This is a genomic window from Dactylosporangium sp. NPDC005572, assembly GCF_040605515.1.
Taxonomy (GTDB): domain Bacteria; phylum Actinomycetota; class Actinomycetes; order Mycobacteriales; family Micromonosporaceae; genus Dactylosporangium.
Genome location: NZ_JBEXCY010000022.1, coordinates 56135 through 73772 on the forward strand (window position 1 = coordinate 56135; position 17638 = coordinate 73772).

General features: G+C 71.9%; 21 protein-coding genes, 1 tRNA gene and 1 other RNA gene. 13 read left to right on the forward strand and 10 right to left on the reverse strand.

Features of this window, described 5'->3' with window-relative positions:
* Positions 1-7 precede the first annotated feature (7 nt).
* Both ABZS66_RS14175 and ABZS66_RS14180 read left to right on the forward strand, forming a co-directional pair.
* Positions 8-637, forward strand: a complete 630-nt coding sequence (locus tag ABZS66_RS14175) for a TetR/AcrR family transcriptional regulator (RefSeq protein WP_354757536.1) — start codon at positions 8-10, stop codon at positions 635-637.
* Positions 638-656: 19 nt separating this feature from the next.
* A complete protein-coding gene (locus tag ABZS66_RS14180) occupies positions 657-1124 on the forward strand; it encodes a thioesterase family protein (protein ID WP_354757537.1) in 468 nt (155 codons plus the stop codon).
* Here the strand turns inward: ABZS66_RS14180 and ABZS66_RS14185 are convergent.
* The 4 genes from ABZS66_RS14185 to ABZS66_RS14200 form a co-directional block, all read right to left on the reverse strand.
* Positions 1077-1532, reverse strand: a complete 456-nt coding sequence (locus tag ABZS66_RS14185; RefSeq protein ID WP_354757577.1) for a nucleoside deaminase — start codon at positions 1530-1532, stop codon at positions 1077-1079. The two genes, ABZS66_RS14180 and ABZS66_RS14185, sit on opposite strands and share 48 nt — an antisense overlap.
* Positions 1533-1537: 5 nt before the next feature.
* Entirely contained in the window at positions 1538-2059 is a 522-nt protein-coding gene (locus tag ABZS66_RS14190; RefSeq protein ID WP_354757538.1) for a tRNA adenosine deaminase-associated protein, read from the reverse strand.
* Between the two features lie 82 nt (positions 2060-2141).
* Entirely contained in the window at positions 2142-2309 is a 168-nt protein-coding gene (locus ABZS66_RS14195) for a hypothetical protein (protein ID WP_354757539.1), read from the reverse strand.
* A gap of 99 nt (positions 2310-2408) precedes the next feature.
* A complete protein-coding gene (locus ABZS66_RS14200) occupies positions 2409-2957 on the reverse strand; it encodes a hypothetical protein (RefSeq protein ID WP_354757540.1) in 549 nt (182 codons plus the stop codon).
* Positions 2958-3127: 170 nt separating this feature from the next.
* Here ABZS66_RS14200 and ABZS66_RS14205 point away from each other — a divergent pair, with 170 nt between their 5' ends.
* The gene (locus ABZS66_RS14205; RefSeq protein ID WP_354757541.1) at positions 3128-4132 is read left to right on the forward strand and encodes a prephenate dehydrogenase/arogenate dehydrogenase family protein; all 1005 of its coding nucleotides are present in this window, start codon (positions 3128-3130) and stop codon (positions 4130-4132) included.
* A 13-nt stretch (positions 4133-4145) separates the two neighbouring features.
* Here the strand turns inward: ABZS66_RS14205 and mtnA are convergent, their stop codons facing one another.
* Positions 4146-5099: an S-methyl-5-thioribose-1-phosphate isomerase gene (gene mtnA, locus ABZS66_RS14210; RefSeq protein WP_354757542.1), complete on the reverse strand. Its 954-nt coding sequence runs from the start codon at positions 5097-5099 to the stop codon at positions 4146-4148.
* Positions 5100-5206: 107 nt separating this feature from the next.
* On the opposite strand from mtnA, the gene ABZS66_RS14215 reads away from it, so the two are divergent.
* Together ABZS66_RS14215 and ABZS66_RS14220 are read left to right on the forward strand one after the other, a co-directional pair.
* The gene (locus ABZS66_RS14215) at positions 5207-5653 is read left to right on the forward strand and encodes a hypothetical protein (RefSeq protein WP_354757543.1); all 447 of its coding nucleotides are present in this window, start codon (positions 5207-5209) and stop codon (positions 5651-5653) included.
* Positions 5654-5656: 3 nt separating this feature from the next.
* The gene (locus ABZS66_RS14220) at positions 5657-6700 is read left to right on the forward strand and encodes a PHP domain-containing protein (protein ID WP_354757544.1); all 1044 of its coding nucleotides are present in this window, start codon (positions 5657-5659) and stop codon (positions 6698-6700) included.
* Here ABZS66_RS14220 and ABZS66_RS14225 read toward each other — a convergent pair.
* Positions 6593-7600 (reverse strand): DMT family transporter, encoded by a 1008-nt coding sequence (locus ABZS66_RS14225; protein ID WP_354757545.1) that lies wholly within the window; start codon positions 7598-7600, stop codon positions 6593-6595. The two genes, ABZS66_RS14220 and ABZS66_RS14225, sit on opposite strands and share 108 nt — an antisense overlap.
* A gap of 133 nt (positions 7601-7733) precedes the next feature.
* On the opposite strand from ABZS66_RS14225, the gene ABZS66_RS14230 reads away from it, so the two are divergent.
* The 4 genes from ABZS66_RS14230 (at position 7734) to ABZS66_RS14245 (ending at position 11498) form a co-directional block, all read left to right on the forward strand.
* Positions 7734-9404 carry a DUF885 domain-containing protein gene (locus ABZS66_RS14230; RefSeq protein ID WP_354757546.1) on the forward strand — a complete coding sequence of 557 codons (1671 nt, stop codon included), beginning with the start codon at positions 7734-7736 and terminating at the stop codon, positions 9402-9404.
* 9 nt (positions 9405-9413) lie between these two features.
* The gene (locus ABZS66_RS14235; protein ID WP_354757547.1) at positions 9414-10487 is read left to right on the forward strand and encodes a CoA transferase; all 1074 of its coding nucleotides are present in this window, start codon (positions 9414-9416) and stop codon (positions 10485-10487) included.
* A gap of 158 nt (positions 10488-10645) precedes the next feature.
* Positions 10646-11122: a DUF6232 family protein gene (locus ABZS66_RS14240; protein WP_354757548.1), complete on the forward strand. Its 477-nt coding sequence runs from the start codon at positions 10646-10648 to the stop codon at positions 11120-11122.
* A gap of 181 nt (positions 11123-11303) precedes the next feature.
* Positions 11304-11498, forward strand: a complete 195-nt coding sequence (locus ABZS66_RS14245; protein ID WP_354757549.1) for a DUF397 domain-containing protein — start codon at positions 11304-11306, stop codon at positions 11496-11498.
* A 61-nt stretch (positions 11499-11559) separates the two neighbouring features.
* On the opposite strand, the gene ABZS66_RS14250 is transcribed toward ABZS66_RS14245, so the two are convergent.
* The 3 genes from ABZS66_RS14250 to ABZS66_RS14260 form a co-directional block, all read right to left on the reverse strand.
* A complete protein-coding gene (locus tag ABZS66_RS14250) occupies positions 11560-11760 on the reverse strand; it encodes a DUF397 domain-containing protein (RefSeq protein ID WP_354757550.1) in 201 nt (66 codons plus the stop codon).
* An 86-nt stretch (positions 11761-11846) separates the two neighbouring features.
* Complete coding sequence (locus ABZS66_RS14255) at positions 11847-12731, reverse strand: helix-turn-helix transcriptional regulator (RefSeq protein ID WP_354757551.1); 885 nt, start codon at positions 12729-12731, stop codon at positions 11847-11849.
* 333 nt (positions 12732-13064) lie between these two features.
* The gene (locus ABZS66_RS14260) at positions 13065-13340 is read right to left on the reverse strand and encodes a hypothetical protein (protein WP_354757552.1); all 276 of its coding nucleotides are present in this window, start codon (positions 13338-13340) and stop codon (positions 13065-13067) included.
* Positions 13341-13665: 325 nt separating this feature from the next.
* Between ABZS66_RS14260 and ABZS66_RS14265 the strand changes: the two genes are divergently transcribed.
* Positions 13666-14154: a hypothetical protein gene (locus tag ABZS66_RS14265; protein ID WP_354757553.1), complete on the forward strand. Its 489-nt coding sequence runs from the start codon at positions 13666-13668 to the stop codon at positions 14152-14154.
* A 61-nt stretch (positions 14155-14215) separates the two neighbouring features.
* On the opposite strand, the gene ABZS66_RS14270 is transcribed toward ABZS66_RS14265, so the two are convergent.
* Positions 14216-14300, reverse strand: a tRNA-Ser gene (locus tag ABZS66_RS14270).
* Between the two features lie 54 nt (positions 14301-14354).
* Here ABZS66_RS14270 and ffs point away from each other — a divergent pair.
* From ffs to ABZS66_RS14285, 3 genes are all read left to right on the forward strand, one after another.
* Positions 14355-14448, forward strand: an RNA gene (ffs, locus tag ABZS66_RS14275) — signal recognition particle sRNA small type.
* A 70-nt stretch (positions 14449-14518) separates the two neighbouring features.
* On the forward strand, positions 14519-17245 hold the full coding sequence (locus ABZS66_RS14280; RefSeq protein ID WP_354757554.1) for a DNA polymerase III subunit gamma and tau: 2727 nt from the start codon (positions 14519-14521) through the stop codon (positions 17243-17245).
* A gap of 61 nt (positions 17246-17306) precedes the next feature.
* On the forward strand, positions 17307-17627 hold the full coding sequence (locus ABZS66_RS14285) for a YbaB/EbfC family nucleoid-associated protein (RefSeq protein ID WP_354757578.1): 321 nt from the start codon (positions 17307-17309) through the stop codon (positions 17625-17627).
* Positions 17628-17638: the final 11 nt, after the last annotated feature.

Here is a 17638-nt window from a genome sequence, read left to right on the forward strand (position 1 = left end):
TGAGCGCATGACCGTTGACGGGCGCTTGGTCCGCGGCGAGCGGGCCCGCGCCGCCGCGCTCGACGCCGCCGTGGTGCTCGCCACCGAGTCCGGCCTCGACGGGCTCTCGTTCAGCCAGCTCGCCGACCGGCTCGGGGTCAGCAAGTCGGGCCTGTTCGCGCACTGGCGGACCAAGGAGGAGCTCCAGCTCGCCGCGGTCGGCCACGCGCAGCGGCGGTTCACCGACGTCGTCATCCGCCCGGCCCTGCACGAGCCGCGCGGGCTGCGGCGGCTGTGGGCGCTGCACGACTACCGCCTGCGCGACATCTTCTCGGGCGCCCTGCCCGGCGGGTGCTTCTTCTGCAACGCCCAGTTCGAGTACGTCGCCCGGCCCGGCGCCGTCCGTGACGCGCTGACCGCCGCGCTGGCCGACTGGCACGTCCTGCTGGAGCGGCTCATCACCGAGGCGATCGAGCTCGGCGAGCTGCGGGCCGACGTCGACCCGGCGCAGCTGTCGTTCGAGCTCAACGCGCACGGCACCGCGGCCGTCTACGAGTCGCGGCTGCTCGACTCGGACGAGATCCTCACCTACGCCCGCACGGCCGCCCTGGTGCGGCTGCGCGGCCTGAGCCCGACTCCTGACCTACTCCCTGACTGAGAAGCTGCCGGAGGTTGAGTTGACCACTGTCGAAGCCGTCGGACACGTCGAGCCCTTCACCGTCCACTTCGACGACCTGGACGCGATGGGCATCGTCCACAACGCCCGCTACGCCGTCTTCCTGGAACGCGCCCTGTCCAACTGGTGGGGGGAGCGCGGCCACTCCTACGCCGGCGGCCGCCCGACCACGTCGGACGTCATGCACGCGGTCGCCGAGTACTCGATCTCGTACCGGACGCCCGTCCGCGGTACCGGCGACATCGGCGTGCACTTCTGGCTGGAGTCGCTGGGCGAGAGCTCGGCGGTGTACCGCTTCCGGATCGTCTCGGCCGACGGGCAGACCGTCCACGCCGAGGGCCGGCGGGTCAACGTCAAGCTCGACCCGCGCACGCTGCGCCCGGCGCCGTGGAGCGACCACGCCCGCAGCGTCTGCCAGGTGCTAATCGCCCCGCCGGTGCCCGCGGAAGAACTCGAGCAGCAGGGCTGAGCACTCCTCCTCCAGCACCCCGGCGATCACCTCCGGCCGGTGCGTGAGCCGCCGGTCGCGCAGGACGTCCCACAGCGAACCGGCGGCCCCGGTCTTCGGCTCCCACGCGCCGAACACGACGGTGCCGACCCGGGCCAGCACGATCGCCCCGGCGCACATCGTGCACGGCTCCACCGTGACGACGAGGGCACAGTCCTCCAGGCGCCAACCGTCCAGCGGTACGGCGGCCCGCCGCAGCGCCAGCAGTTCGGCGTGCGCGGTCGGGTCGCCGGTGAGCTCGCGCTCGTTGTGGGCGGCGCCGAGCTCGGTGCCGTCCGGGCCGAGGATCACGGCGCCGATCGGCACGTCGGCACCCGCGCCGGAGGCCACCTCGATGGCCCGCCGCATCGCGGGCTCCCACCGTCGCACCACGCTCAGAGCTCGCGCAGTTCCTCGACCTCGTCGCCGGCGCCGATCGACTGGCAGATCTCCGCCGTCAGGTCGGCCGGCAGCATGCCCTCCTGGGCGCACAGCTCGAGCAGCCGCCCGCCCGGCATGCCGAGGTCGGCCAGCAGCTCCGGGTCGCCGACCGGCTCGATGTCGGGCTCCGCAGACGGGCGCTCGTCCTCGTCCTCCGGCTCCTCCTCCTCGTCGTCGGCAGCGGCGATGTCCGGCAACTGCTCCTCGATGTCGCCGAGGAGGATGGCCCCGAGCCGCGACTCCTCGGCGAACACCGAATCGGAGCCGAAGACGCGCAGGTCCTCCCCGTCGTCGAGGCGCAGGATCACCAGATAGGCGTCGTCCGACTCGACGAACAGCAGCGACACCGCCGCGTCCGGATCGGCGTCGCGCAGGCGGTCGGTGATCTCTTCGATGTCGGCGACGCCGCTGAGGTCGAGCTCGGCTGCGGCCCAGCTCCCGGCGCCGCGCGTGACAGCGGCAGCGAAGTGCGACACGGTCCCCCCGGTCGGTGCTCGTCGTTACGCGTGAACACTATTCGAGCGGGTCACTGGTTGGGCCGGAGGGCCCCGGATGTGTTCAGTCGGCGAGTCGTCGCCGGTTCGCGATCAGCTCTCGGAGGCGGTCGGCCCGCAGCCGGCGGGGATGGAGCCGCTCGCGGAGCGCCTTGGCGTCCGCGAGTTCCACCAGCAGCGCGAGCCGCCGGCGACGCCGCTCGGGGTCGAGCCGCTGCAGCCTCAAAGCCATGTTGCTGAGAGTGATGCGCGCCGGAATCCACGTCAAGAGCGCACGGCAAACTCCGCGTGTCAGCTACGGAACGTGCCTGCGGCCGGCTACGGAACGTGCCTACCAGAGCACCCAGTCGCCGCCGGCCATGCGGTAGCCCACGACGATCCCGGCGATCGCGACCGCGACCCCGCTGGCCATCGCCACGCCGACCGCCACGCCCCGGTCGCCGAAGCGGGCGAGCACCGCCGATGCTCCCCAGGCCAGGATTCCGGCGATGAGGGTGAGCCAGATGTACCCCCGGGCCGAGCCGGCGAGCAGCCCGAACAGCAGCATCCAGGCGGCGCCGACGGCGGCCCCGGCGGTGACCATCGGGCTGCGCACGGGGAGCGGCTCGCGGTAGGTCGGCCGGGGCTGGTTCACGACGAAGACGGGTGGGCGCAGCGCGCCCTGCCAGGCCCCGTACTGCGCGGCGGGCGTCGGCGGCCGTGCGGGCACCGCCGGGCCGGCGGGGCCGATCGGCCCTGTCACCCGCCGTTCGCTCAGCTTCGGTGGCGGCCCGACGACGGGCGGGCCCATGGCACCGGGCCACGGCTGCCGGGCGCCCACGGGTGTGGGCATGCCGGCGGTCGCGTCCGGCTCCTTCCACGGCGACTCGCTCACTGCCACTCATGCAGCTTAGCCCGGCCGATCAGCCGAGGACGGCGAGCCGTTTCCGGGCGACGCCGCCCCCGGCGGCGATCACCCGAACCGGCTTACGGCAACAACGGTACGTACCGGGCGTTCGGTGGGGTGTCCCGAGCCGAACGGGTGACCGGCGGGTGTGCGAGAGTTCCGCAGTGGGTGATGCGACGTTGAACGTGGCGGTGATCGGCCTCGGGCTGATCGGCGGGTCGGTGCTGCGGGCGCTGGCGGTGCAGGGCCACCGCGTCAGCGGATATGACGCCGATCCGGCAACGCGCGCCACCGCCCGTACCGCCGCCGCACAGGCCCCCGCGAACGCCCGCTGGCACGTGACCGGCACCGTCGCCGACGCCGTCCGCGACGCCTCGCTGGTCGTCGTCGCCGTGCCGCTGCCGGCGGTCGAGGCGGTGTTCGACGAGCTGGCGTCGCTCGCATACGTCGGCGTGGTGACCGACGTGACCTCGGTGAAGGGTCCGGTCCGCGACCTCGCGGCCGACCGCCTGCGCACCGGCGGCCAGTCGCTGGCGACGTTCATCGGCGGCCACCCGATGGCCGGCCGGGAGACCTCCGGCTTCACCGCCGCCGACCCGCGGCTGTTCGAGGGCTGCGCCTGGGTGCTGTGCCTGACCGAGGACGGCGCCCACCTGCGCGACTGGATGGACCTGGCCGCGCTGGTCACGGCGCTGGGCGCCCGGGTGGTGCCGGCCACCGCCGACGAGCACGACCACGCGGTGGCCTCGATCTCCCACGTGCCCCACCTGGTCGCCGCGGCCGTCGCGGCCCGGGTGGCGAGCGACCCGCTCGCCGCGACGCTGGGCGCGGGCTCCTTCCGCGACGGCACGCGGGTGGCGGCCGCCCGCCCCGACCTGACGGCCGCGATGTGCGGCGGGAACGCGGCCGCGGTGCTGGCCTCGCTGGACGCGGTCATCGCCGACCTGAGCGCCGCCCGGGCCATCCTGGACGGCGCCGACCCGATCGGCGCCCTGACGCCGTGGCTGACCCCGGGCCACACCGCCCGCCTGGCCTGGCCGCCGGCCCCGGGCGAGACGGCCGACCTCCCGGCCCGCGCCGACGTGCTGCTGCGCCTGGGCCGCGTCGGCGGCTGGATCGAGTCGGTCGCGGCCGACCGCAAGACCGTCCGCGCCGTCCGCCCGGCCTGAGGCTTCTTCTTTTCTACGGGCGCCAGATGCGGGTGTCGGTCACGATGGCCGTCACCAGGGCGGCCGGGGTGACGTCGAAGGCCGGGTTCACCGCCGCCGTGCCCGGCGGGGCCGTCGCGCCGGCGACCTCCGCGGCGCCGCGATCCTCGATCTCCACCCGGTCGCCGCTCGGCGTGTCCGGGTCCACCGTCGTCTCCGGGGCTACGCAGATGAACGGGATGCCGGCCGCCCGGGCGCCCAGGGCGTGCGCATAGCTGCCCACCTTGTTCACCACGTCGCCGTTGGCGCAGATGCGGTCGGCGCCCAGGATCACCGCGTCCACCTCGCCGCGGGCCATCAGGAAGGGGCCGGCCGAGTCGACCGCCAGGCGGTGCGGGACGCCGGACCGGGCCAGCTCCCACGTCGTCAGCCGGGCGCCCTGCAGCAGCGGCCGGGTCTCGCTCGCGATGACGCCCGCGAGGGCGCCGCGGCGGTGCAGCTCGAAGACGACCGCGAGCGCCGTTCCCTCGACGACCGTCGCCAGGCCGCCGGTGTTGCAGTGGGTCAGCAGCCGAGGGGCCGGGCCGCAGAGCTCGAGCACCAGGTCGGCGCCGCGTCGCGCCATCTCCGCCGAACTGGTGATCTCCTCGTCGCGCAGCTTCATTGCCTCGTTGAGCACGGCGTCGAAGGAGGGCAGCAGCGATGCGGCCCGGTGCGCGCCACGGGCCAGGTTGACCGCTGTCGGCCGGGCCTGCGCCACCAGGTCCACGGCTCGCCGCAGGTCCGCCGGGTCCGGATACTGCCGGGCGGCGAGCGCGACGCCGAACGCGCCGGCCACACCGAGCGCCGGGGCGCCCCGCACGGCGAGCCGCTGGATCGCGTCGACGAGCGCCTCCACGGTCGTGAGCCGCAGGTGGACCGTCTCGCCGGGAAGCCGGGTCTGGTCGACGATGACGACGGCGTCGTCAATCCAGTCAATGGTGCGCATCAATGGTCCGTTTCGCGCCGGCCGCGCCGCTCGGGCGCGGGGAATTCGTCCGTTCGGTTTTGTGAAAGCGCCGACGCCCGACGTTGTCGGGCGTACATTCGGGATTCATGAGCACCGTATTGGCGCTCGCGACGGTCCCCTTCCTGATGGCGGCCGGACTGCTCGCGTTGATGAAGGTTCCGACCCATCTCCAACTCACCGTCACGGATACCGCTCTGCTCATCGAGCCGCAGGGGCTCGATCGCTGGTGGACTCGCCGGGACCGGATCGAGGTGCCGGTGGCCACGATCGAGTCGATCCGCATCGTGCCACGCTCCGAGGCGCCCGCGGTCCCCGCGAAGGCCAAGGGCGTGCATCTCAACGGCATCATCACGGCCGGGGTGCACGGTGACACCTTCTGGGACGTCCGGCGCGGCGACCAGCTGCTGATGATCACCTGCAAGGCGGGCGGCGAGTTCAAAACGCTGGTACTGCAGTTCGCCAATCCGTTCGCGACGCTGACCCGCACCCGTACCGTGATTGCGCACAACGGATCGCGGAGCACTAGCGTCTGACGCATGCCGACCGCTCGTGACCCGCTCGCCGATCTGCGACGCATTGCGTACCTGCTGGAGCGGGCGCACGAGAAGACCTATCGCGTCCGCGCCTTCCGGGGCGCCGCAGCCGTGCTCGGCAAGCTGCCCGAGGGCGAGCTCGCGGCCCGCGCGAAGGCGGGCACGCTGACCGACCTCGCCGGCGTCGGCGACGTGACCGCCCGCTGCGTCGTCGAGTCGCTCAACGGCGAGGAGCCGGTCTACCTGCGCCGCCTCGAGGCGACCGCCGGCCAGGACCTCGACGAGGAGACCCGGGGGCTGCTCGAGGCGCTCCGCGGCGACTGCCACGCGCACTCCGACTGGTCCGACGGCGGCTCGCCGATCGACGAGATGGCGCTGACCGCCGCCGGCCTCGGCCACGAGTACCTCGTGCTCACCGACCACTCGCCGCGCCTCACCGTGGCCCGCGGGCTGTCCGCGGAGCGGCTGGAGGAGCAGCTCGGCGTGGTGGCCGACCTCAACGCGGGCTTCGCCGAGCTGGGCATGTCGTTCCGCATCCTGACCGGCATCGAGGTGGACATCCTCGCCGACGGCTCGCTCGACCAGACCGACGAGCTGCTGGCCCGGCTCGACGTCGTGGTCGGCTCGGTGCACAGCAACCTCAAGGACGAGCCCGAGGTGATGACCCGCCGGATGGTCACCGCCCTGGCCAATCCGCACCTCGACATCCTGGGCCACTGCACGGGCCGGCTCATCACCGGAGGGCGGGGCACCCGGCCGGAGAGCCGGTTCGACCCGGCGGCGGTCTTCGCCGCGGCGGTCGAGCACGACAAGGCCATCGAGATCAACTCGCGGCCGGAGCGGCTCGACCCGCCCAAGCGGCTGCTGCGGGTCGCGCTGGAGACCGGCTGCCGGTTCTCGATCGACACCGACGCGCACGCCCCGGGTCAGCTCGACTGGCTATCCAACGGGTGTGCGCGCGCCGTCGCCTGCGGGGTCCCGGCTGAGCGCATCGTCAATACGCTGCCGGCGGCCGACCTGCTCGCGTGGGCGGCGTCGCACGGCTGAGAACAGGCCCTGGGAGGCGCCGACGCCGGCCAGGACGATGAGCCCGCCCACGGGCTGGTGCCAGGTGAGCGTCTCGCCCAGGAAGACGGTGCCGGCGACCGCCGCCACGAACGGCGGCAGGTACGTGACCATCGAGCCGGTCGTGACGCCCGCGGTCCGCACGACGTGGAAGTTCAGTGCGAAGGCGATGCCCGTGCCGAAGACGCCCAGGGCGACGACCGCCAGGTAGACGCGCGGCGAGTGGCCGAGTGGCGCCGGCGGCGCGCCCGCGATCAGGGGCGCGGCGATCAGCAGGTGCAGGGTCGACGTGACGAGCTGCCCGACCGACAGCTGCAGCGGCGTGACGTCGAAGTGCTTCATCAGCCAGCGGGTGTAGTTGAACGCGATGCCGTAGCAGAGCACCGCACCGAAGAGCATCAGCTGGCCCAGCGCCGAGCTGCCGCCGACGCCCTCCCACACGCCGAGCACCACGAGCACGCCGACGAAGCCGATGAGCAGGCCGGTGAGCTGCCGGCGGCCCGGCCGCTCGCTGCGCACCGCGACCAGCGTCACCAGCAGGGTGGTCAGCGGGGCGGTGCCGTTCCAGATGCCGGCCAGCACCGACGGCACCCGCTGCTCGGCGTAGCCGAAGAGTGTGAAGGGGATGGTGCACGCGAACAGCGAGAACACGAACAGGTGCGCCCACAGCCGGACGCCGCGGGGCAGCGGCAGGCGGCGGACCGCCAGGTAGGCCAGCAGCGTGAGCGCACCCAGCGCGATGCGGTACCCGGCGATGTACACCGGCTCCAGCTCCACCAGCGCGTCCTTGATGAACATGAAGCTGGTACCCCAGATCAGGGCCACCGCGAGGAACGCGGGCAACCAGCGGCGCATCGGGGCGTCAGGGGCCGGACTCGTCATGGGCCTTACTCTGCTCCTCCGCCGGTCGCCCCGTCGCGCGGATTTCGGACGTCCAGGTGCAGGTCAAGCCACGGCTTCGGAATTGGCCTGCGCGGGGCCCACGACGCGGCGGCGGTTCGCGTAGGGTCGGCGCGTGGGATCTATCGATGACATCGCCAACCGGTATGTCGAGCAGTGGGCGCCCCTTGACCCGATCGGGGCGACCTTCGTCGGAGCGGCCGGATACGACGACCAGCTGACCGATCTTTCACCCGACGGCTTCGCCGCCCTCGCCGACCTCGACCGGCGCACCCTCGCCGCGCTCGACGCCGAGACGCCCGCCGACGAGTCCGAGCGCGTGGCCAAGGAGGCCATGCAGGAGCGCCTCGGATTAGCCCTGGAGCGCTACGAGGCCGGCGACATCACCAGCGACGTCAATGTGATCTCCAGCGCCCTGCACGGGGTGCGCAGCTGCTTCGACCTCATGCCCACCGAGGGCGAGCAGGCCGCCGCGAACATCTCGGCCCGGCTCGCCGCGGTGCCCAAGGCGCTCGCCGAGTGGTGCGAGACGCTGCTGACCGAGGCGCGGCAGGGCCGGGTGGCGCCCGCGAAGCAGATCATCGAGGTCGCCAAGCAGTGTGCGGTGTGGGCCGACGCCGACGGCGACAACTTCTACCCCGACCTGGCCTCCCGGGTCGGCGCCGGCACCCCGGCGCTCGCCGCGGAGCTGGCCCGCAACGCCGAGGCCGCCCGCGCGGCGACCGTGGAGACCGGCGAGTTCCTGCGCCGCGAGCTGGCCCCGCTCGGCCGCTCGAAGGAGGCCGCCGGCCGTGAGCGCTACCAGCTCGCCTCCCGTTACTTCCTCGGCGCGACCGTCGACCTCGACGAGGCCTACGCCTGGGGCTTCGAGGAGCTCGCCCGCCTGGAGAGCGAGATGCGCCAGGTCGCCGACAAGATCGTGCCGGGCGGCACGATCGACGAGGCGGTCGCCGCGCTCGACGCCGACCCGGCCCGCACGATCCAGGGCAAGGAGGCGTTCCGCGACTGGATGCAGCAGCTCGCCGACGCCACCGTCCGGGAGCTCAACGGCCGGCACTTCGACATCCCGCCGCAGGTCCAGCCGATCGAGTGCATGCTCGCCCCGACGTCCGACGGCGGCATCTACTACACCGGCCCCAGCGAGGACTTCTCCCGCCCGGGCCGCATGTGGTGGGCGGTGCCCCAGGGCATCGACAGCTTCTCGACCTGGCGCGAGGTCACCACGGTGTACCACGAGGGCGTCCCCGGTCATCACCTCCAGATCGGGCAGACCTACGTGCGGGCCGAGCTGCTGAACCGCTGGCGGCGCATTCTCGCCTGGTCCTCCGGTCACGGCGAGGGCTGGGCGCTGTACGCCGAGCGGCTGATGGACGAGCTGGGCTACCTTTCCGACCCGGGCGACAAGCTCGGCATGCTCGACGGGCAGGCGTTCCGCGCGACCCGCGTGATCGTCGACATCGGCATGCACCTGGAGCTGGAGATCCCCCGCGACAACCCGTTCGGCTTCGCGCCGGGCGAGCGGTGGACGCCGGAGCTGGGCTGGGAGTTCCTGCGCGCGCACTGCCGGGTCGAGGAGAAGAGCCTGCGGTTCGAGCTCAACCGGTACCTCGGCTGGCCCGGCCAGGCGCCGTCCTACAAGCTCGGCGAGCGGGCCTGGCTCGCCGCCCGCGACGAGGCCCGCGCGCGCAAGGGATCCGCGTTCGACCTCAAGGCCTTCCACCGCGACGCGCTCAACCTCGGCGCGCTCGGGCTCGATCCGCTGCGGGCGGCGCTGGCCCGGCTGTAAGTTTCGCCGGTGGGCGCACTCGACGGCATCCTCGTCGCGGACTTCTCGCGCGTCCTGGCCGGGCCGCTGGCCACCATGACCCTCGGCGACCTCGGCGCCGACGTGGTCAAGGTGGAGCGGCCCGGGCCGGGCGACGACACGCGCACGTGGGGCCCGCCGTATGCGCCCACCGGGGAGTCGACGTACTTCCTGTCGGTCAACCGCAACAAACGCGGGCTGACGCTCGACCTGGCGTCGCCCGCGGGTCGGGACGCGGCGCTCGACCTGGCCCGGCGGGCCGACGTGCTGGTGGAGAACTTCGCGCCGGGCACGATGGAGCGCTTCGGGCTCGGCTATGAGCAGATCGGCAACCCGCGGCTCGTGTACGCCAGCGTCACCGGGTTCGGGCGGGGGCAGCCGGCTCCGGGGTACGACTTCCTGATCCAGGCCGTCGGCGGGCTGATGTCCATCACCGGTGATCCCGGCGGCCCGCCGACCAAGGCCGGGGTGGCGCTGGTGGACGTGCTGGCCGGCCAGCAGCTCACGTCCGGGATTCTGGCGGCGCTGTACGTGCGGGAACGCACCGGGCGTGGCCAGCGGGTCGAGGTCAACCTGCTGAGCAGCCTGCTCGCCGGTCTGGTCAACCAGGCCTCGGCCGTGCTCAACGCGGGCGCGTCGCCGTCCCGGATGGGCAACCGGCATCCGAGTATCGCGCCGTACGAGACGTTCGACGCGTCCGACGGCGCCTTCGCGGTCGCGGTCGGCAACGACGGGCAGTTCGTGCGGCTGTCCGCGGCCCTCGGCCTCGACCTCGCCGCCGACCCGCGGTTCGCGACCAACGCCGCCCGGGTCGCCCACCGTCCTGAGCTGGCCGAGGCGCTGGGCGCGGCGTTCGCCGCCGAGCCGGTGGCGCACTGGGTCGCCGCGCTCACCGCGGCCGGCGTGCCGTGCGGCCCGGTGAACTCGATCGCCGAGGCCATCGCGCTGGCCGAGCGGCTGGGCCTGGCCCCGGTCGTGGAGCTCGACGGCCGGCGCTCGATCGCCTCCCCGATCACGATGTCCGAGACACCCATGTCGTACCGCACGGCGCCGCCTACCCACTAACGCAGTTGCCCGCCGGCGGCGACGCGTGGTGTCGTTGACGCATAGTGCAGGGGGTGGTACGGCGGGTGGTCGTACTCCAGGTTGCGATATGGCACTTTGTGGTCTGGCGATCTGTGACGCGGCTAACTCATACTGGTGAAGGGGCTGAGGGGGGAACCATGCCAACCGTCTTCTACCAGGGCCACGACGTCGTCATCAGCGACGACGTCTTCGCCGTGTGGAAACCGGCCCCCCAGGTCTACGACCTGGAGGGGTTGGAGAACGTCCACGTCGAACACAACGAGATCCGTCCGGCCGTGCCCGCGTGGCTGGCCGCCGGAGTGCTGGTCGTCGCCGGTGCGACGGCCAGCTGGGCGCTGGTCGGGGGGCCGGGCGCCTACGTGGTGACAGCCGTTGTGATCGCGGTGCCGCCGGTGGCGGGCCGCGCGCTGCGGGTGTTCACGCCGATCATGTGGTCGCTGCGCGCCACGTATGCGGGCGCCGAGGTCACGCTGTTCGAGTCGGCCAACATGCTCGTGCTCAACCGCGTGCGCCGGGGGCTGTTCCGTGCGTTCCGCGCCAACGCCGCGAGCCTGCAGCGGCTGGACCGCGCCGGCTACGGCGAAGCTTTCAGGAGGCTGAACCAGTCGCTGTAGGCATCGATAGTGATCGCTCGCTGGGGATTACTCCCGGCGGGCGCTCACTCATCTCCGGGTTGCCCGTTTTGTAGGCCTTTGAGGCATTCACGTGGTGCCATATCCCGCGTTTTCGTGTGGCGCGAACCACGGTACTTCGTATGCTGGGGATTCAGGTCTTAGGGCACACAGGGGAGGGCCCATGGCTGAGATTGTCTGGCGGCGAAGCGAACGATGCGGCACCGGTGCCTGCGTCGAGGTGGCGCGGCAGGACGAGAGGTTTCTGGTCCGGGACTCTGCTGATCCGGACGGCGGCCGGCTGGCGTTCGACGCCGGTGCGTGGGCCGCATTCGTGGCCGAGATCCGCGGCGGGGGGCTGCGGCCGGAGAGCGAATGAAGGTAGTTGAGCGCGAAAGGCTTTCAACGAGGAAAGTCACCCCCGCGCCCAACTGGGTGAGTTACTGGAAGTCGAAGTTTCCAGACTTTACGCCGGCAACGAACGCGTCCCACTCAGCACGGTCGAAGGAAAGCACCGACGCGCTCGGGTTCTTTGAATCACGCACAAGGAAGGAGTCGGCGTCCTGAGCGACTTCGACGCAGGCACTCGACCCGCAGAAGTCACTCTTGCGCCACTCCAGACGCGTGTCCGCTGGTTGCACTATCTATCTCACCCTTTCCCAGTCGGGCCCGCCGCGCAGGCGGCGGCCCCTTTCCCACTCCGGCCGACAGTTGGCCGAAGATTCAATTACCGGTCGGTGCCGAGCAGCTCCTCGGCTCGCGCCGAGATCATCTCCGCCGACCGGGCATCGCTGATGGCGGCCGACCACATGCGGTCCCACAGCGCGCGGTGCTGCTGGATTCGGGGTGCCTCTTCCACGATCTCGTCGAGCACCAGGCTCTCGCGGTACAGGACCGCGTGGGTGACGTCTTCGGTCTCGAGGTACAGGATCTCGAATGTCCCGATACCGGGGTGCGGCTTGTCGAACGGATAGATCCGTGCGGCGAGCCAGCCGTCCTTGATGGCCTCGGTGACCTCGGCGAGTTGCCTGCCGAGATTGTTGTCACCGATGCCATTGGTGCGAAGCAGCACCGAGGCGTCCAACAAGGTGAAGATTCTGGGCCGGGGCTGGCGTTGCAGGAGCCCCTGCTTGCGTCGGATCCGGGCCTCGATACGGGCGTCCATCTCCTTTGGAGTCAGTTCATGGCTGTACTGCTCCATGATGCCCCTCGCGTATTCGCGAGTCTGGAGAACTCCCGGAAAGAACATCGGGTAGAAGTGGCGAATAACGGTCGCCTCGGCCTCGAATCCGATGAGCTGCCGCATGGCCGGGGTCAGCATGCCTTGAAATCGCGGCTCGTCCCACCACTGGCGGCGTTGTTTCGACGCCTTCGCCGACAGTACGAGCGACTCGACGACGGCGCGGTCGCGGATGCCGAGGTAGGTCAGCAACGGGCGCAGGTCGTTCTGCGAGATCGTGACCTCGCCGCTCTCGATCCGCATGACCTTCGACAGGGACCAGTCCATCGCGTCGGCGACCTGGCCCTGCGTGAAGCCCTTGGCGTTGCGCGCATCGCGGATGGCCAGCCGGACCCGCCGGCGCGCCACCGCGGGCGTATCACCCAGGCTCATGCGCGTGTGCCCCTCGTTGGACCTTGGAATACATCCGCTTGGCGTGTGGCGACTAGCTGTATCGCAGGTTGCGGCTCACCATACTGGTCTGCGGTGTGACTCGGTTGCACGTCTGGGCGTGTCGCATGCCCCATCGGTGGCGGATCATGCGGGTCGCGCGGTGGCCGTTTTTGGGCCGCCTGACATTGTTGCTCTCGATTTGGCCGCCCGCTACTGGGCCGCCAGCTTTATAGCAGATCGTGACCTACCGCACAGTAGGCCGCCTGCAGATGAACAGAGTCCCTGCAGGCGACCTTGACCTGCGGTTTCGCGGTGTCCGCGCAGGCGAGGACGTCAGGCGCGCAGCTCGGCGCGGTGCTCGAGCGCGCGGATCAGCGCTCGCCGTACGTGACCGAAGGTTGTCGCATTCGTAGTGCTGAAGAGCCGGACGTCGCGGTTGCCGTAGCGGGCACGGATCTCCTGGGCCGGCCGGAAGCGGCCGTTGCGGCCGTGCTGGACGATGTACGGCTCGCGTACGTCGTCGAGCCGGTACCGCACCGGGTAGGGGCCGAGGATGATGAAGTGCTCGCCGGTAACCACGATGTCCGGACCTTGATAGAACAAGCGCATCTTCCCTCCGCTCTCGGTATTGCGGAGGCGTGTTCGATGCGTAAGGATTACGTCGGGTATCACCGTTACCCCTCCGCGTAAGCGTCTGAGGGTTAACCCAAACAGCACCCGGTCGCCGCCGGGTGCTGTTGCGTCTCCGCCTCGCGGGCCCATCTGGCTCGTATGGACATCGTCCCATGCCGCATCACCAGGCGCTAGATGACAACCTGCCACATCGCAGATTGCGGTGTTACCAGTGGCGGGCCAGCAAGTAGCGGGACAGTGTGACCAGCGGAAACGGTGGGTCGCTCGGAACCGGATCGGCCGTTCGGCCGTCCTACCGGGCATGGGACGAGTCGTTCTGGCGGTGCTGCTCGCACTGGCCCTCGCCGCATGCGGGCGGCCCGCCTTGTCGGCCAAGCGTGTCGAGATTCAGGCGGACTATCCGATGTACGACAGTGTGCGGATGCTGCATGAACGAGCGACGCTCGTCGTGGCGGGGCAGGTGCTCCCGGGTGCCGTCCGCTCCATCGACGACCTGGTCTACACGGTGTACCGCGTGCAGGTCGAGCGGCGCTTCAAGGGCACCTCGGCGGAGACGATCGAGGTCAAGCAGATCGGCGGCACCGTCGGCGGGACCGTCTACGTGGAGGCGGGCGGCATCCCGCTGCGGACGGGGACCCGCTACGTGCTCTTCCTGGAGACCTACCCGGACTCGCCGGCGTCGCTGCTGAACCCGGCGCAGGCCCAATACGTCCTCGGGGACGGCGACCGCCCCGAGCGGGTCGACCCGGGTGGCTTCGAGTTCACCCTGGCCTCGCTCGAAGCCCTCTGAAGACACCGACGCCGGGCGGCCCAGAGATCGGGCGCCCGGCGTTTTGCCTGGTCAGGCGGTGCGGAGGATACGAGATTCGAACTCGTGAGGGTTTTATCCCAACACGCTTTCCAAGCGTGCGCCCTAGGCCTCTAGGCGAATCCTCCGTGCGCCAGGATACCCATCGCTCGCACCGCCCGCGCACCGGGTATTGTGGTCCCCAAGCCACTCGTGCGGCGTCATCTTACGAACCTCCCCAGGGCCGGAAGGCAGCAAGGATAAGTGAGCTCTGACGGGTGCACGGGTGGCCTTCGTGCTTCCCCGTTTTTGTCGGTGGGCAGGGGTAGCGTGGTGCCCGTCCCGACGAGCGAACGGAGGAACGCTGGTGGCGCTCGCCCTGTATCGCAAGTACCGGCCGCGCACGTTCGCCGAGGTCATCGGGCAGGAGCACGTCACCGAGCCGCTGTCGCAGGCGCTGCGCTCCGGCCGGCTCAACCACGCGTATCTCTTCTCCGGCCCGCGCGGCTGCGGCAAGACGAGCAGCGCCCGGATCCTGGCCCGCTCGCTCAACTGTGAGCAGGGGCCGACGCCCGAGCCGTGCGGCGTCTGCCAGTCGTGCCGCGACCTGGCCCCCGACGGTGCCGGCTCGATCGACGTCATCGAGATCGACGCGGCCAGCCACGGCGGCGTCGACGACGCCCGCGACCTGCGCGAGCGGGCGATCTTCGCCCCGGTGTCGAGCCGGTTCAAGGTCTACGTGATCGACGAGGCCCACATGGTCTCGTCCGCCGGCTTCAACGCGCTGCTCAAGCTGGTCGAGGAGCCGCCGGACTACGTCAAGTTCGTCTTCGCCACCACCGAGCCGGAGAAGGTGCTCGGGACGATCAAGTCCCGCACCCACCACTACCCGTTCCGGCTGATCCCGCCGGGTGTCCTCCGGCCCTACATCGAGCAGCTCACCTCCGCCGAGGGCGTGAAGGTCGAGCCCGCCGTGTTCCCGCTGGTCGTCCGGGCCGGGGCGGGCAGCGCCCGCGACACGCTCTCGGTGCTCGACCAGCTCATCGCCGGCGCCGGCGACGAGGGCGTCACCTATGCGCGGGCGGTCGCCCTGCTCGGCGTGACCGACGTCGCACTCATCGACGAGATGTGCGAGGCGCTGGCCGCCGACGACGGCCGTGGCGCCTATGGCGTGATCGACCGCGTCGTCGAGGCCGGCCACGACCCGCGCCGGTTCGCCTCCGACCTGCTGGAGCGGCTGCGCGACCTGATCGTGCTCCAGCAGGTCCCCGACGCCGTGGAGAAGGGCCTGCTCGACGCTCCGCACGACCAGCTGGAGCGCATGGGCGTGCAGGCCACCCAGCTGGGCCAGGCGACGCTGTCCCGGCTCGCCGACATCGTCCACGACGGCCTGACCGAGATGCGCGGCACGACCGCCCCGCGGCTGCTGCTGGAGCTGATCACGGCCCGCATGCTGCTGCCGGGGGCAGACGACTCGAGCAGCGCGCTGCTGCAACGGCTGGAGCGGATGGAGCGCCGTCTGATGGCCGGCGGCGTCCCCGCCGCGCCGGTTGAGGCTCAGCCCGCGCCCGCGCCTCGCTCGGGCGGGTCGGCGGCTTCCCCGGCCGCGCCGGCTGCGGGCGGCCCCGCGGCTCCTTCGGCCGCGTCCACAGCCCCTTCGGCCGTGCCGCCCCCGGCCGTCTCCGTGGCATCCTCTGAGGCTTCGGGGGCTCCCGCGGCTTCCGCGTCCGGGTCCGGTGGCGCCCCGCCGGCTTCCGGCGAGTTGGCCCCGCCTTCCCCGCCTTCCGGGCCTCCCGCCGCCCAGGCGGCGCCACCCACTCCGCCGCCTCCATCGGCGGCGCACGGCGGCGGGCTGGACGCGTCGGCGGTCCGCCGGGTGTGGCCGGACGTCCTCTCGCGGGTGAGCGAGAAGAGCAAGAAGGCCGCTGCGATCGTCCGCGAGGCCACGGTCCACGAGGTCGAGGGCACGACCCTGGTCCTCACGTTCAAGTACGTCACCCACGCCAACATGCTCAGCAACTCCCCGGAGATCCTGGTCGGGGCGCTGCAGGAAGTGCTCGGCGGGCGGTGGCAGATACGCTGCGAAGTCGGTGGTCAGCCGGGCGGCGGAGGCGGCGGCCGCCCGGCGAGCCCGAACCCAACCCCCCAGCCGCCCACCCAGCCCGCACCTCAGCCGACGCCCCAGCCGGTGTCGCAGCCGGGCGTGCCGCCCGCGCCGCGCCCGGCGCCTTCGGTGCCGCGCCAGCCGGCCGCGCCCGCGGAAACGTCCGGCTGGCCGACCCCGGCGCCGGTCGGCGGACGTGATTCGTCCAGCCAGGGTGCGGCCGACAGCGGCTGGCCCACGCCCGCGACCCCCGGCGGCGAAGTGCCCACGCAGGCATCGGCCGACAGTGACTGGCCCACCCCGGCGACTCCTGGTGGGCGTGCTCAGGCGTCCGCTGACGACACCGAGGACGGCGGCTGGCCAACACCTGTCGTGCCTGGTGCCGCACCTGTCCGACCGGCACCCGCCAGTCCCGTGCCGACCAGTCCCACGTCTCCCACGTCGGTCAGTTCTGCGCCCATCAGTCCCGTGCCGACCAGTTCCACGTCGGCCAGTTCTGCGCCCGCCAGTCCCGTGCCGGCCGGTCCCACGGCCGCTAGCCCCGCAACGGCCGGCTCCGTGGCCGCCCGCCCATCTGCCAGCGCGCCTTCCGTCAGCACTCCCTCCGCCGGCCCCGCACCTGCCACCCGTTCGGCGCCTGGCGGGTCGCCGGCGCGGTCCGGTGGGCGGTCGCGGTCCGGTGGGAGCAGCGCCATCGAGAGGGCTCGCGAGGCCGCTCGGGCCGCGGCGGCCGGGAGTGGGCAGCGCCGGGCGCCGGCCGCCCCCGCCGGTGCGCCGGTCGAGTCGGCGTGGGACGGGGTGGGGGCGGACGAGCCGCCGTTCGACCCGGACTACGACGCGCCGGTGTCCGATCCGCGGTTCCCGGGGCTGGACCCGGGCGACGAGCTGCTCGACGACGCCACGGCCGTGCGGGAGAGCAGTGAGGAGGCCGCGTTGCGGCTGCTCACCGAGGCGCTCGGCGCGGAGAAGATAGGCGAGACGACCGCCTGACTAAGCTGGTGGCAAACCGACATTGAAGGAGCGCACTGTGCGGCCCGGTGGACAGCCCAACCTGCAGCAGATGATGAAGCAGGCGCAGAAGATGCAGCAGCAGATGGTCGCCGCGCAGGCGGAGCTGGCCGACGCCGAGCTCACCGGCACGGCGGGCGGCGGGCTGGTCACCGCCGTCGTGCGCGGTTCGGGCGAAGTGGTGAGCATCAAGATCGACCCCAAGGCGGTCGACCCCGACGACGTCGAGACGCTCGAGGACCTCGTCGTCGCGGCGCTGCACAACGCCGCGCAGGCGGCGCGCGACCTCACCGAAGAGAAGATGGGCCCGCTCACCGCCGGGCTCGGCGGCCTGGGCGGCGGCCTCGGGCTGCCCGGTTTCTAGCGGACGCCGGG